Origin of the sequence: Aliiroseovarius halocynthiae (assembly GCF_007004645.1) — a bacterium.
Taxonomy (GTDB): Bacteria; Pseudomonadota; Alphaproteobacteria; order Rhodobacterales; family Rhodobacteraceae; genus Aliiroseovarius; species Aliiroseovarius halocynthiae.
In genome coordinates this window covers 1,369,041-1,383,670 of the sequence record NZ_ML660019.1, presented here as the reverse complement: position 1 = coordinate 1,383,670, position 14,630 = coordinate 1,369,041, and the positions used below count along the sequence as shown (strand labels likewise).

The window sequence follows — 14,630 nt, the reverse complement described above, 5'->3', positions numbered from 1 at the left end:
AGGGCTGTAGGAATGATTACAGTATGGCCTGTAGTGGTTAATTTAGTATTGTCTCGAATAAGAATTACTATTTGGCCAGGAGACAGGCATATGGACGGTACGATTTTCATTGGTGGTGGTGGCGAAAACTATGCCGAGAAACAGGGGCTATTGCTGAAATACGCCAACCGCCATGGGCTTGTGGCTGGGGCAACCGGAACCGGCAAAACCGTCACGTTGCAAATCATGGCTGAAAACTTCGCCGCACAAGGTGTGCCGGTGTTCCTGTCTGACGTGAAAGGCGATCTGTCCGGGCTTGCGAAAGCCGGAAGCGACGGGTTCAAGCTGCACGAAGCGTTCACCTCGCGTGCCGACAAGATCGGGTTCTCGGATTACAGCTATGATGCCTTCCCGGTAACCTTCTGGGATCTCTTTGGCGACCAAGGCCACCCCATCCGCACCACTGTGTCCGAGATGGGACCGCTTCTGCTGGCACGGCTGCTGGAGCTGACAGATGCGCAGGAAGGTGTCCTTAACATTGCGTTCCGTGTGGCGGATGAACAAGGTTTGCCGCTTCTGGATTTGAAAGACCTTCAGGCGCTTTTGGTTTGGGTGGGCGAAAACGGTAAGGATCTGTCCTTGCGTTATGGCAACGTGTCGACCTCGTCGGTCGGTGCCATTCAGCGCGCACTTTTGGTTCTGGAAAACCAAGGTGGGCACAAGCTGTTTGGCGAACCCGCGTTAGAGCTTTCTGACATCATGCGGACAGACACGGATGGGCGGGGCAGGATCTCGATCCTTGCATCCGACAAGCTGATGGGCGCGCCGCGCCTGTATGCGACCTTCCTTCTATGGCTTCTGTCTGAGCTGTTCGAGGAACTGCCCGAGGTCGGCGATCCCGATAAACCCAAGCTGGTTTTCTTCTTTGACGAGGCCCATTTGCTATTTGATGACGCCCCAAAAGCGCTGGTGGACAAAGTCGAACAGGTCGCGCGTCTGATCCGGTCAAAAGGCGTTGGCGTTTATTTCGTCACCCAGAACCCGGCTGACGTGCCCGAGGACATCCTTGGCCAGCTGGGCAACCGTGTGCAGCACGCCCTGCGTGCCTTCACCGCCAAGGATCGCCGCGCATTGAAACAGGCTGCCGAAACCTATCGCGACAATCCGCGCTTTTCGACAGAAGACGCCATCCGCGAGGTTGGCGTGGGCGAGGCGGTGACATCATTCCTGGAGGCCAAAGGCGCGCCGGGTGTGGTCGAGCGCACGCTGATCCGCCCACCATCATCGCAGCTTGGCCCGATCGAGGCTTCTGAACGCCGGGCGCTGATTGACGCCTCTCCGATTGCTGGGAAATACGAAACCGTTCAGGATCGTGAAAGCGCGTATGAGGTGCTGACGAAACGTGCTGCAGACGCTGCTAAGGCCGCGGAAGAGGCTGAGCGCCTTGAGGAAGAAGCAGAAAGTGTCGCCGAACGGGAATATCGTGCGGGAAGGCGGTACTCCGGCAGCAAAGTTGGGCGATCTAGTTCGCGACGAACGTCGTCATCAGGCGGGTTTGGTAAAGCTGTCACCGACGTTGTTCTGAAAGAGCTTAAAGGGACAACCGGAAAACGTATCGTGCGTGGTATTCTCGGCTCATTGTTCAAGGGGCGTTAGGATGTTTGCGCCCACCATTCGCCGTCAATCCCCGCCCGAATATGCGTTACATGCAGACTATTTGGCGCGGGAAGGCTGCTATGTTGATTGTTATGTAAGCGTGGTGCCGGGGCAGGTGAATTTGCCCGTGTTCATCACGCATTTCTATCAGACATGGCTGTTTCGGATCGAGCGCTGGTTGCTTGCACGCGGGGTGAAGAAACCCTCAACTGATGCAGACGCGCGGGCCATTGCCAATGGAACCAGCCAAAAATTTGCTGTCTGGGAACTTGAGGGACGCACCGATAACCAATTGCTTTTATGCGACATATCTGGGCGGACGCGATCGTGGTTTATGGTCGAACCCGCAGAAGATCAGACAAAGATATATTTTGGGTCTGTCGTTGTTCCACCCGCCGGGGGCACGCACTCCATTGGCCCGGTCTTCACCGCGCTGATGGGGTTTCACAAACTCTATTCGCGGGCATTGCTGACCGTCGCACGTCGGTCGCTGATCAAAGCGGGCGGATCTTAAGCAGCTCGATCCGGTTGCCGTCACGTTTCACCACCTCGAACCGGAAGCTGTGGAAGCTGAACACCTGACCTTCATTTGGGATCATCTGCGCTTCGTGGATGACCAAACCTGCGATTGTGTTGGCTTCTTCATCTGGCAGATTCCAGTCCTTCGCACGGTTCAGGTCGCGGATGGTGACGCTTCCCTCGACCATGAAGCTTCCGTCGCTGTGTGATTTGATCTCGTGTTCGGTCTGAACGTCAAATTCATCGGTGATCTCACCCACGATTTCTTCCAGAATGTCCTCGAGTGTGATCAGACCCTCGAGCGAGCCATATTCATCGACCACCAAGGCAAAATGCGTATGACGTTTCAAAAACACGCGCATCTGGTCGTCCAGTGTGGTGGTTTCCGGGATGAAATAGGGCTCCATTGCCACCTGAAGAACGTCAAATTCATCGATCTGTTTGCCTTCACGCTGGAAGGCATACATGGACCGGCTAAGGTCTTTGGCGTGGATAACACCGATGATGTTTTCAGGTTCGTCGCGGTAAACAGGTAGGCGCGTGTGGCGCGATTCCAGGATTTGTTCCAGAACCTCGACCGCAGGGGCATCGGCGTCGATCATTTCGATCTGACTACGGTGAAGCATGATCTCTTCAACCGCGCGATCCCCAAGATCCAAAGCGCCCAGCAGACGGTCGCGGTCTTCTTTTTCCACCGCACCTTCCGAGTGGCCCAGTGCAATCGCGCCCATGATTTCCTCGCGCACGGCAAGGATCTGGCTGTCCGGATCGGTCTCCACGCCAAACAGGCGCAAAACGCCGCGGGTAATCATCCGCACGGCAGATACGATCGGCGCGAACACAAGAATGATTAACGAGATCGGACCCGATGCCCGCGACGCCGCCATTTCTGGCCGTGTGATGGCATAGGTTTTCGGAAGGACCTCGGCGAAAATCAGCACCAACAGGGTCATGACTAGGGTGGCCAGTGCCACACCACTGTCACCAAACAGGCGGGTAAACAAAGCGGTCGCAAGCGAAGTCGCAAGGATATTCACAAGGTTGTTGCCCAAAAGGACCGAGCCGATCAGACGTTCATTGTCTTCGGTGATGCTCAGCGCACGGTCGGCGCCACGATCCCCTTTGTCAGCGCGCGAACGCAGCTTGCCACGCGACGCAGCCGTCAACGCCGTTTCCGAGCCCGAGAAGAAGGCGGACAACACCAATAGCCCGGCAATCGCTGCCGACGAAATCCAAAATCCGCTGTCCAAGTCCATCACGCTCTCCTCGTTTGTTCCACTTATGGGCACCCAGCGCCGCGCTTTCAAGAGAGCGCCCCTGACAGGCAAAAGAAAAAGGCGAAAGCCTGCGCCTTCGCCTTTCCAAGTGCCGTGAGTGTATGGTGTTATGACGTGATGTCGTAGGCGCGTTCGCCGTGGGCGGACAAGTCCAGCCCGTTAACTTCAGTTTCCAGATCAACACGCAGCGGCGTAATCGCGGCGGTCAGCTTGATCAGCACATAGGTGACGACGAAGGTGAAGACGCCAACAATGGCAAGCGCTCCGAACTGGGCCACAAAGCTGCCATGACCGAAGACGGCGATCATGATCGTGCCGAAGATCCCGCCCACACCGTGAACGGCGAATACGTCCAGCGTGTCATCAATTTGCAGCTTGTTGCGGACAAAGTTCACAGCCTCTTGGCACAGGATCCCGGCAACAGCGCCGATGATCAAAGCTGCGATCGGCCCCACAAAGCCGGATGCTGGGGTGATCGAGGCAAGGCCTGCAATGGTCCCGGTCACAATGCCCACAAGGCTGGCTTTGCCGTATTTGATCCGCTCCCAAAGTGCCCATGTCAGCGACGCGGTGGCGGCCGAGATATGCGTCACGGTGATGGCCATGGCAGCACCGCCATCTGCGGCCAGTTGCGAGCCGCCATTGAAGCCGAACCAACCGACCCACAGCATGGCTGCGCCCACAAAGACCATCCACGGTGCGTGGGGCGGGGTAGTGCGATGCTTGCGCGGGCCAAGGGCCACGGCGATCATTAGGGCTGCGATACCTGCGGTTTCGTGCACAACGATGCCGCCCGCAAAATCGCGGGTGCCAACCTCGCCAAAGATACCGCCATCTGCCAAGGCGCCACCGCCCCAGATCCAGTGGACCACAGGCGCATAGCACAGCAGCATCCACAGGGACGAGAAGACCAGAACGAAGCCAAAGCCCACGCGTTCCACATATGCACCGACGATCAGCGCAGGCGTGATAATGGCGAAGGTCATCTGGAAGGCAAAGAACAGAACTTCGGGCAGGGTGCCCGACAGGCTGTCGGCGGAGACGCCGGACAGGAACGCTTTATCTAGCGAACCAAACCAGCCATGCGTGGCATCCCCAAACGCGATGGTATAGCCAAGGGCGAGCCACAGTATGCTCATCAAACAGGCGATGGCATAGACATGCATGAAGACGCTTAGAACGTTACGCGCCCGAACAAGCCCGCCGTAAAACAGCGCCAGCCCCGGCAATGACATGAATAGAACCAGTGCGGTTGCTACGATGATCCAGGCGGTATCTGCGCCGTTCATAATCCCCTCCTTGGGTTTTAAACCTTTGAGGACGGGGTGTGATGCAATTTCCAGCGTCGCGCATCCGGAACGCGCGTTTCCGGTTTGATACGAGGCCAGAATTCTCTAACTGATTAAATATCAGGCGATATGCCTAGCGCCTTGCTTGGAGATTGCGCGCAATGCGAACGCGTCAGGGCTGCTTTGATTTAGCAACTGCCCCTTGTCTGAGCAGTTCTAAAGCATGTTGCGCGGCGGCGATGCGGACTTGTTCCCGACCTAATGGGCCGAAATCCAGTGTCTCAATGTGCACGATGTCTTCATAGGCCAGCCCGAAACAGACGCGCCCCTCGGGCTTATGCTCGGACCCGCCGGGGCCAGCGATCCCGGTGATCGAGACAGCGATATCCGCTTCAGATCGGGCAAGTGCGCCAGAGGCCATTTCGGCGGCGACGTGTTCGGACACCGCGCCGTGTGCATCCAAGCTTTCAGGCTTTACGCCCAACATGTCTTGCTTGGCGGCATTGGAATAGGTGATGAAGCCGCGATCAAACACGTCCGAGCTGCCCGGAACCTCGGTCAGCCATGCGCCAACCATGCCGCCCGTGCAGCTTTCTGCTGTGGCCAGCATCAGTTCATGCGTGCGGCAGAGGTCAAGAAGGGCGGCGGATGGGCTCATACCATCAAACCATGCGCTGCGTAGGCCAAGATGACGACGACGAAAGCAGCCGCAACACCCGCCCAAACGTCATCCATCATCACACCCGTTGCGTCTCCGCGCCGGTCGGCTGTGCCAATTGGGCCCCATTTGGTGATGTCAAACAGACGGAACGCCAAGAAGGCGACGATCCAGCCGGGATAGAGTGCCAGAATGTCCACGCCCATCATCCGCGCCCCAAAGGACACCGGGAAAAGCGCGATCCACATGCCCACCACCTCGTCAATCACAACTTCTGACGGGTCGTGATCGGATTTGCCTGCGGTATAGGCTTTGGTTGCTTTCACACCGAACAGGTAGGCCAGAAGGGTGGCGCCGGTCAGGGCGACAGGGCCGCCGATCTGGTGCAACAGCCATGCGACGGGCAGGGCGGCCAAGCTGCCCCACGTGCCGGGTGCGGGGCGCAAAAGACCCGAATAAAAGAAGGTGGCGATCAGTTTGGCGGTTGCAGGGGGCATGTCACGCTCCGATCAGGGTTGCCGTCGCCATCGAGGCAATGCCTTCAGACCGGCCAGTAAAGCCAAGCCGTTCGCTGGTCGTGGCTTTCACGCTGATCCGATCCACGGCCAATCCCATGATGTCCGACAGAGCTTCACGCATCGCAAGTGCGTGGGGGCCAATCTTGGGGCGCTCGCAAATCAGAGTCACATCGATATTCGAGATCCGATACCCGCGCTCGCTCGCCAGTTTGACCGCGTGGCGCAGAAAGATATCGCTGGCCGCGCCCTTCCATTGCGGATCGGATGGCGGGAAGTGCTGCCCGATATCGCCATCCGCAAGTGCGCCGTAAATGGCGTCTGTCAGCGCATGCATACCCACATCTGCATCAGAATGCCCCTTAAGCTTGCGGTCATGCGGGATTCTAACACCGCAGAGCATCACGTGATCCCCATCTTCAAACGCATGCACATCGTAGCCACTGCCCACCCGAATATCCATCTGGCTCTCCTTGTTCTTATGTTGGCGCTGCAAAAGTAGTCGCTCGGCCCGGGCGAAATCTCCGGGCGTGGTGATTTTCAGGTTCTGTTCGTCGCCATCAACAATGGCGACGTTCAACCCGGCAGCGCGGGCGACTTCGACGTCATCGGCCGCATTGCCCGGATGCGCGTTATGCGCGGCCAAAATATCGGCGAAGCGAAAGCCCTGAGGTGTCTGCGCACGAAACAGCCCTTCGCGATCTTGCGTGCCGGCGACTTTGCCGTCTTCGCCGCGCCACAGCGCGTCTGTTACCCGAAGGGCAGGGGCCGCTCCTTGGCTTCGCTGTAAGGCATCGATCACATCATGGATCACCCGATCGGAAACCAGAGGCCGCGCGACATCGTGGATCAGAACGTGGTCAGGAGCGTCGGCGGTCAGCGCTTGAAGTCCGGCATGAACACTGGCATCGCGTGTTGCGCCGCCGTGAACCAATGTGACACCCGCGATCGGATCAGCAAACCCGTGATCATCCGGGTGGATCACAAGAATGATCTGCGAAACTTCGGGGTGCGCCTGAAACGCTTGGACCGTGTGGGCTGCAACACTGTTTCCGGCAATCTGGCGCCATTGCTTTGGCACTTCGCCACCTGCGCGCGTTCCGCGCCCGGCGGCCACGATGATGGCTGCTGTCGTCATACAAGTTGTTTAGGCTGTGCTTAGAGGAAGAACAACAGGGCAGTCTGAGACGTAAAAACTGCACAAAAATTGTGCAACGTGCAAATCAAACGCTCGAAACCCACGCAAATTGTTGATATATTTCGGGGTGTCAGCCCAATCTCTCGGCAGTGCACAAGGAATAAGCATGTCTCTTTCCATCGGACCCCTTCAATTGGAAACGCCCGTGATTCTGGCCCCGATGGCTGGGATCACAGATTTGCCGTTTCGTAATCTGGTCGCCTCGTTTGGGGCGGGGCTTGTCGTGTCGGAAATGGTGGCCAGTCAAGAAATGGTGCAAGCCAAGCCCGGCGTGCGCGAACGGGCCGAGCTGGGGTTCGGGCTGGACAAAACCTCGGTCCAGTTGGCGGCGCGGGATGTCTATTGGGCGGGCGAGGCTGCACGGATGGTCGAACAGAACGGTGCACGGCTGATTGATATCAACATGGGCTGCCCGGCGCGAAAGGTCGTCGGCGGCATGTCGGGCTCGGCACTTATGCGCGATCTGGACCACGCGCTGCGCCTGATCGAGGCTATTGTCGGCGCGGTCAGTATCCCGGTGACCCTGAAAACCCGTTTGGGCTGGGACGATAACAGCTTGAACGCGCCTGAACTGGCACGGCTTGCAGAAGGGGCGGGCATTCAGTTGATCACAATACACGGGCGCACGCGCTGCCAATTCTACAAAGGCACCGCAAATTGGGCCGCGATCCGTCCTGTGAAAGAAACAGTCTCGATCCCGGTTATTGCCAATGGCGATATCATAGACAGCACAACCGCCCGCAAGGCGTTGGCGCAAAGCGGCGCGGATGGCGTGATGATTGGTCGTGGATCAGGCGGGAAGCCCTGGTTGCTTGCGCAGGTGGCGCATGACCTTTACGGCGCAGTGGCACCTGATATTCCGACGGGCGAGGCATTGGCCAAACTTGTTGTCGATCATTATCGCGCCAGCCTTGATTTCTATGGTCCCGAACTGGGCGCGCGCGTCGTTCGAAAGCATTTGGGATGGTATATGGACGGTGTCGACACCGCCCCAGATCTTCGCCGTCAAATTCTGTCGTCGCGTGATCCAGTCGAGGTTGTGGACCTGATCCCCCACGCGCTCCAACCTGAAAGGACTGCCGCATGACCCATGACGATCGCATTTGGTCGGTGTTGCCCGTTCCAGCGTTTGAGCTGGATGTGTCTGGTTTGGTGCGCAGGATGAACGGGGCTGCTGAAAGCTTTCTGAACCTCTCGGAAAAGCGCCTGATCGGGAAGCACCCCAACGTTGCCTTGGGGTTTTCGCTCGATTTCGACGATCTGCTGGCCCGCGTGCGTCAAAGCGAAGGTGCCCTGTATGTTGACGGCGTTAATCTGCGGCTGGCAGGTGGAGATCAGCGTGAAGTTAATCTGCACATAGCGCCATTGCCTGGCGGCGAGGATGTGTCCGAAGGCTATGTCGCGGTTTTGAACCCACGCAACGGGCCCGAAGCATTGGGGCAGGTGCAAGGTGCGAAATCCGCCGCGCGGCAGGCGATTGGCATGGCCGAGATGCTGGCACACGAAATCAAGAACCCGCTGGCAGGGATTGCGGGTGCTGCGCAGCTTCTGTCAATGTCGCTGCCACCCGAAGATCAGGAAATGACCGATCTGATTGTTGCCGAAACCCGCAGAGTGGTCGCCTTGCTGGACCAAGTTGAACGGTTCGGTGACCTCCGCCCCCCCGAGCGGCAACCCACCAATATTCACGACCTTTTGGACCGGGCATGGGCGACTGCACAGTTGGGCTATGCATCAGGAATGGGGTGCGAGAAGCTGTATGACCCGTCTTTGCCGGATGTGTTTGTTGACGCCGACCAGATTCAGCAGATCTTCCTGAATTTGATAAAGAACGCCTCGGAAGCCGCTGACAACAAAGGCAACATTACGCTCAAGACTTTCTACGATGGCGGTTTGCGCGTGGCCCTGCCAGGCGGAGACCAAGCCCATTTGCCCATTCAGGTGGAAGTGATTGACGATGGTCCTGGGCTGCCGCCCGATATTGCCGAGAACGTTTTCGAACCCTTCGTATCCGGTCGCGAGAACGGCACCGGGCTTGGGTTGGCGTTGGTGTCTAAGATCGTGACCGATCACGGTGCTCTGATCTCGGTTAACTCGGTTCCGGGGCGGACCGCGTTTCGGATCAGCTTGCCGGTCGCCAAATCCCAACTTCACCCAAACGCTAAACCATAAGGAGCCCACACATGGATGGAACAGTTCTGGTTGCCGATGACGATCGCACGATCCGCACGGTTTTGACGCAAGCGCTGACGCGCGCGGGCTGTCGCGTTCATGCCACCGGGTCGATGCAAACCCTTATGAAATGGGTGGAAGAGGGGCGCGGGGATGTGGTGATTTCCGACGTGGTGATGCCAGATGGGAATGGGCTTGAGGCGCTTCCGCGTATTCTGAAGCTGCGCCCGGATTTGCCGGTGATCGTGATTTCGGCCCAGAACACCATCATGACGGCCATCCAGGCAGCAGAAGCGGATGCGTTTGACTATTTGCCGAAACCCTTTGATTTGCCCGAGCTGATGAAGCGCACTGCGAAAGCGCTTGAGCGCAAGCGCGTGCGGCCTGTTGATCCCACACCAACACCGGTCAGGACCGAGCGCGATGTAGATGACCTGCCATTGGTTGGGCACAGCGCCGCGATGCAAGAGCTGTATCGACTTGTTGCGCGGGTTCTAAATGTGGATCTGCCCGTGTTGATCACCGGCGAAAGCGGGGTTGGGAAATCGCTGATCGCGCAGGCGCTGCATGATTTCTCGGATCGGGGCAGCGCCCCGTTTGTCATCGCATCACCGGATGATTTGGATCGCCCAGACGCGGTGCAGTCGCTGCTGGCACGCGCACGCGATGGCGTGATCTTGTTTGATGGCATTCAGGATCTTAACGACGCCGCGCAAGGGCGATTGGCGCGGGTTTTGGATGCAGTATCGGCGAATAACACGCGGATCTTGTCAATTTCGCAAGGAGATCTGGGGCAAGCCGCGGCCAACGGATCATTCCGTTCCGATCTGTATTACCGTTTGGCTGGGATCGTCATTCCCGTTCCGCCTTTGCGGGATCGGATTGAGGACATCGTGGGCTTGGCAGAGCATTTCCTGACCCGCGTGGCGCAGGATGGGATGAACAAACGGCATTTGCCAGATGATGCCGCGTCGATGCTGCGCGCTTATCCATGGCCTGGGAATGTGCGCGAGCTTGAGAATCTGATCAGCCGTCTCGCGGTGACGGGGGCGGATGATACGATCACGGCAGCTGAGGTCGAGACCGCCTTGGGCGCGCCGGGTGCTTCACCGGCAAGTTTCGCGCCCAGCAACACCTCGCATGTGCAGGACATTGGCGACGCGCGGCTGACTGACACGATCGCACAACATTTGCAGCGATATTTCGATTTGCACGGGGGCGCATTGCCCCCAACAGGGCTTTATCAGCGTATTTTGCGCGAAATGGAGCTTCCTTTGATCGAAATTGCCTTGGATGCTACTGGCGGAAATCAAGCTAGATGTGCCGATTTGCTGGGCATCAACCGCAATACTTTGCGCAAAAAGATCACCGAGCTTGAAATCGAGGTGACAAGACGCCGCAAGTTGATGTAAAAGGGCAACATAGCGTGGCATTCGGGCACAAGATCCGAGTCACATTGGCGGTAACTGTCTGCATGAAACTGCAGATAGAAGTTTAATAGGGGCGAGCACAGTGGCGCAACGCGCGGTGCGGAAGTCAAATTACGAGCGTTATTTGTCCTTGCGTCGCTGGCGCAAGTACAGCTCTTACGGCGCATTTGGAATGATCTTATTCGGCCCGATTCTGGCCGTAATCACCTTTTTGGTGATGGGACCGTTTGCGCAAGGCGCAGATAGCCGGGCGCTCCGATTCGTTCTTTTGGCCGATATCATTTATGTGATCTTGGTTGCAGGGTTTGTGCTATCAGGCGTTAGCCGAATGATTGTGGCGCGCCGTAAGGAAAGCGCTGGATCGCGTTTGCACATCCGTCTGACCGGTGTATTCGCTGGGATTGCGCTTAGCCCGACGATCCTTGTGGCCATCTTCGCCATGCTGACCTTGAATATGGGACTCGAGGGCTGGTTTTCGGATCGTGTGCGTACGGTTGTTGGAAACTCACGTGCTGCAGCTGAAGCCTATCAACAGGAAAGCCGAGACGGGTTGGTGCAGGATGCGCGTGCCATTGCTGCGTTCTTGGAGCGGCAGAAACAAAATCAGTTGCTTTTGGTAGACGCCGAGCTTGGACAACTTCTGAAGCAATCCCAAGATCGCATTCAGCGTGGTCTGCGCGAGGCCTACGTAATCGCGGGCGATGGATCAATCCGGGTCCGCGGAACGCGATCCTATCTGTTTGATTATGAGCAGCCGACCCAAGAACAAATTGCATTGGCAGATGCCGGTGAAGCGGTTGTGATCGAGGATTGGAGCATCAACGAGTTTCGAGTTTTGGTCCGTTTAAGGAGCTTCGCCGATCACTACATCCTGCTGACCCGAGACGTGAATGGCGACATTCTGAATCTGGTGGATGATACGCAAGAAGCTGCAAGGGTCTACAACCAGCTCGAAGCGCAGCGGGGGAAACGTCTGTTCCAATTCGGGCTTATTTATCTGGGTTTTGCTGCCATTCTGATCCTTGCCGCGATCTGGATGGGGATGAGGTTCGCAGAACGCCTATCACGCCCGGTGGGTCGGCTCGCCAGTGCGGCGCAGCGTGTTGGGGCCGGGGATCTGGACGTGCGTGTGATCGAAGAAGGCGGTGACGACGAAATCTCGATGCTGGGGCGCTATTTCAACCAAATGACCAGCCGTTTGAAGGGGCAGCGCGATCGTTTGCTCGAAAATACCGAGCAGATCGAACGCCGCCGCCGCCTGTTTGACAGCGTTCTTGGGTCGGTCACCGGTGGCGTCATTGGCCTGAACGGTGCCGGGCAGGTGACCTTTCTGAACCGTGCCGCAGAGACGCTTCTTGATGTGCAGGACGAGAACGGACAAGAACACGACCTGTCGCTTGTGGTGCCCGAGTTCCAGCCGCTTCTGGACGCGGTTACGCGCGACGGATTGCCGACCGCGCAGCAGGAAATGCATCTGACCCGAAACGGAAAGCAAGAAAACCTGTTGGTGCGTATCGCAACGCGCCGCAATGATGAGGGCGGGTTGGAAGGCTATGTGATTGCCTTTGATGACGTCACCGACCTTGTATCTGCCCAGCGTATGGCGGCGTGGGGAGATGTAGCGCGACGAATTGCACATGAAATTAAGAACCCGTTGACGCCAATCCAACTGTCCGCCGAGCGGATCAAACGCAAATTCTCGCGCGTGGACGGCGTCGACGTGGATGCGTTAGAGCAATACACGGATGTGATCGTGCGTCAGACGAATGATCTGCGTCGGATCGTCGACGAGTTCTCGAAATTCGCACGGATGCCCGAGCCTGAACGGCGTGAAACCGATCTGACCAAGCTGTTGCGCGACATCCTTCTGTTGCAGGAATCTGGGCAAGAGGACGTACGCTTTGTCTCGCGGATCATGAACCATCCGGTTCTGATCGAGATTGATCAGACCATGATTGGTCAGGCGCTTACCAATCTGATTAAGAACGCTGGGGAGGCTATTGAAAGTTTATATGAAAATGGAAAACCTGGTGGCCATCAGGCCGAGATACAAGTTGTCATGGAAGACGCTGATGGCGGGGTGTGCATTACCGTCGCGGACAACGGTATCGGACTGCCTGAAGACCGTGCACGGCTGTTTGAACCATATGTGACAACGCGCGAAAAGGGCACCGGGCTGGGGCTGCCTATCGTGAAAAAGATCATCGAGGAACATGGCGGGCGTCTGACGCTGGAAGACGCCCCCATTTTTGAAAGTGAACAAGAAAAAGGCGGCGCCCATTTCGGCGCCATGGCCCGCATCTTCCTGCCTGTGAGCCGGGCAGGTCGCGACGCCAACGCCGTAGATACAGGAGGAGCCCTATGAGCGATATTCTGATTGTTGATGACGAACGAGACATTCGCGAACTGATTTCCGATATTCTCGAGGATGAAGGGTTTACCACCCGGTTGGCGGGAACGTCGGACGAGGCGGTTGCGCAGGTGAAGTCAGAGCTGCCGGCCCTGATGATCCTGGACATCTGGCTGAAAGACAGCGCGATGGACGGGATCGACATCCTGAAGATGGTCAAGCGCGAGCATCCAGAGGTTCCGGTGGTTATCATTTCGGGCCACGGGAATATCGAGATCGCTGTCGCGGCCATCAAACAGGGTGCCTATGACTTCATCGAGAAACCCTTTAATATTGACCAACTGATGGTTGTGATCACACGCGCGATGGAGATCAGCCGTCTGCGCCGCGAGAATACCGAACTGAAGCGTCGCGACAGCCCGCCGTCTGAAATGGTTGGGCAAAGCTCGGCCTTCAAGATGTTGAAATCTAACTTGGAAAAAGTCACCAAGTCGAATGGCCGCGTGATGCTGACCGGGCCTGCGGGCGTCGGCAAGGAATTGGCGGCGCGCTTTATCCACGCCAATTCTGACCGGGCCTCATCCCCGATGGTTGTGGTGAACTCTGCCTCGATCGAAGCGGATCGCATGGAAGAGGTTCTGTTTGGGCGTGAAAGCGACGAACGCGGAATCGAACCGGGTCTGCTGGAAGAGGCGAATGGCGGCGTTGTCTATTTCGACGAAGTGGCCGACATGCCCATGGGCACGCAGTCAAAAATCCTGCGTGTGCTTGTGGATCAACGTTTCCAGCGGGTAGGCGGGACAGATAAAATCTTGGTCGATCTGCGGGTAATTTCATCGACCAGCCGTGATTTGCAGGCCGAGATTGCGGCTGGGAACTTCCGGGAAGAGCTGTATCACCGCCTGAACGTGGTCCCGATTGCTGTGCCGCCTTTGGACGAACGCCGTGAAGACATTCCTGAACTGGCTGCACATTTCATCCAAATGTTCAACACCGAGCAAGGCTTGCCATTGCGCGACCTGGCCGAAGATGCGCAAGCAATGCTACAGACCATGCAGTGGCCGGGCAATGTGCGGCAGTTGAAAAACGTGGTCGAGCGGGTGTTGATTCTGGGCGATGGCACCGATCCGATCGGTGCGGCCGAGCTTCCGGGGCAGGAAGCCACAACGACCGAAGAAGCGGATCAGGCTGTTGTGGTGTCCGGCGCGCTTGCCATGATGCCGCTGCGCGAGGCACGCGAGGCATTCGAGCGGGAGTATCTGCTGACGCAGATCAACCGTTTCGGAGGCAATATCTCGCGCACTGCGAATTTCGTCGGAATGGAGCGCTCGGCATTGCACCGCAAGCTGAAGTCTCTGGGTGTCGTGACCGGATCAAAAGCCGGGGCCCGCATGGCCTATGTCGCGGGCGAAGAGGAAGAAACTGCCGAGGCGTGACCCTGCTGTGACGGCATTGTCGCTGTGATCCTACGGCGTGGTCGGGCCATTGACCCAGCCGCGCCCTTCTGCCATCCCTGCATATGGATCGCGCGTAACCCACGCGCATGACACGGGGCCTGCACAACAGCAGACTGCGTTCCAAGGAGAG

General features: G+C 57.6%; 12 protein-coding genes. 7 read left to right on the top strand and 5 right to left on the bottom strand.

Annotation, left to right across the window (positions count from 1 at the left end; translation table 11 throughout):
- Positions 1 to 90: 90 nt before the first annotated feature.
- Together FIL88_RS06855 and FIL88_RS06850 are read left to right on the top strand one after the other, a co-directional pair.
- A complete protein-coding gene (locus FIL88_RS06855; protein WP_142853020.1) occupies positions 91 to 1,635 on the top strand; it encodes a helicase HerA-like domain-containing protein in 1,545 nt (514 codons plus the stop codon).
- A gap of 1 nt (position 1,636) precedes the next feature.
- Positions 1,637 to 2,149 carry a hypothetical protein gene (locus FIL88_RS06850; protein ID WP_221931128.1) on the top strand — a complete coding sequence of 171 codons (513 nt, stop codon included), beginning with the start codon at positions 1,637 to 1,639 and terminating at the stop codon, positions 2,147 to 2,149.
- Here the strand turns inward: FIL88_RS06850 and FIL88_RS06845 are convergent.
- From FIL88_RS06845 to FIL88_RS06825, 5 genes are all read right to left on the bottom strand, one after another.
- Complete coding sequence (locus tag FIL88_RS06845) at positions 2,130 to 3,410, bottom strand: HlyC/CorC family transporter (protein ID WP_142853019.1); 1,281 nt, start codon at positions 3,408 to 3,410, stop codon at positions 2,130 to 2,132. The two genes, FIL88_RS06850 and FIL88_RS06845, sit on opposite strands and share 20 nt — an antisense overlap.
- A gap of 128 nt (positions 3,411 to 3,538) precedes the next feature.
- Entirely contained in the window at positions 3,539 to 4,720 is a 1,182-nt protein-coding gene (locus FIL88_RS06840) for an ammonium transporter (RefSeq protein WP_142853018.1), read from the bottom strand.
- 172 nt (positions 4,721 to 4,892) lie between these two features.
- Positions 4,893 to 5,378 (bottom strand): CinA family protein, encoded by a 486-nt coding sequence (locus FIL88_RS06835; protein WP_142853017.1) that lies wholly within the window; start codon positions 5,376 to 5,378, stop codon positions 4,893 to 4,895.
- A complete protein-coding gene (locus tag FIL88_RS06830; protein WP_142853016.1) occupies positions 5,375 to 5,875 on the bottom strand; it encodes a phosphatidylglycerophosphatase A family protein in 501 nt (166 codons plus the stop codon). Before FIL88_RS06830 ends, FIL88_RS06835 begins: the two co-directional genes overlap by 4 nt.
- Position 5,876: 1 nt before the next feature.
- A complete protein-coding gene (locus FIL88_RS06825; protein ID WP_142853015.1) occupies positions 5,877 to 7,031 on the bottom strand; it encodes a bifunctional 2-C-methyl-D-erythritol 4-phosphate cytidylyltransferase/2-C-methyl-D-erythritol 2,4-cyclodiphosphate synthase in 1,155 nt (384 codons plus the stop codon).
- 166 nt (positions 7,032 to 7,197) lie between these two features.
- Between FIL88_RS06825 and dusB the strand changes: the two genes are divergently transcribed.
- The 5 genes from dusB (at position 7,198) to ntrX (ending at position 14,479) form a co-directional block, all read left to right on the top strand.
- A complete protein-coding gene (dusB, locus tag FIL88_RS06820; RefSeq protein WP_142853014.1) occupies positions 7,198 to 8,178 on the top strand; it encodes a tRNA dihydrouridine synthase DusB in 981 nt (326 codons plus the stop codon).
- Positions 8,175 to 9,263: a two-component system sensor histidine kinase NtrB gene (locus FIL88_RS06815; RefSeq protein WP_142853013.1), complete on the top strand. Its 1,089-nt coding sequence runs from the start codon at positions 8,175 to 8,177 to the stop codon at positions 9,261 to 9,263. The genes dusB and FIL88_RS06815 overlap by 4 nt, the downstream gene beginning before the upstream one ends.
- An 11-nt stretch (positions 9,264 to 9,274) precedes the next feature.
- On the top strand, positions 9,275 to 10,675 hold the full coding sequence (locus FIL88_RS06810; protein WP_142853012.1) for a response regulator: 1,401 nt from the start codon (positions 9,275 to 9,277) through the stop codon (positions 10,673 to 10,675).
- 190 nt (positions 10,676 to 10,865) lie between these two features.
- Positions 10,866 to 13,058, top strand: coding sequence for a sensor histidine kinase NtrY-like (locus FIL88_RS06805; protein ID WP_142853482.1), 2,193 nt, complete (start codon positions 10,866 to 10,868; stop codon positions 13,056 to 13,058).
- Positions 13,055 to 14,479 (top strand): nitrogen assimilation response regulator NtrX, encoded by a 1,425-nt coding sequence (gene ntrX, locus FIL88_RS06800; RefSeq protein WP_142853011.1) that lies wholly within the window; start codon positions 13,055 to 13,057, stop codon positions 14,477 to 14,479. Before FIL88_RS06805 ends, ntrX begins: the two co-directional genes overlap by 4 nt.
- The last annotated feature ends 151 nt before the right edge of the window (positions 14,480 to 14,630 follow it).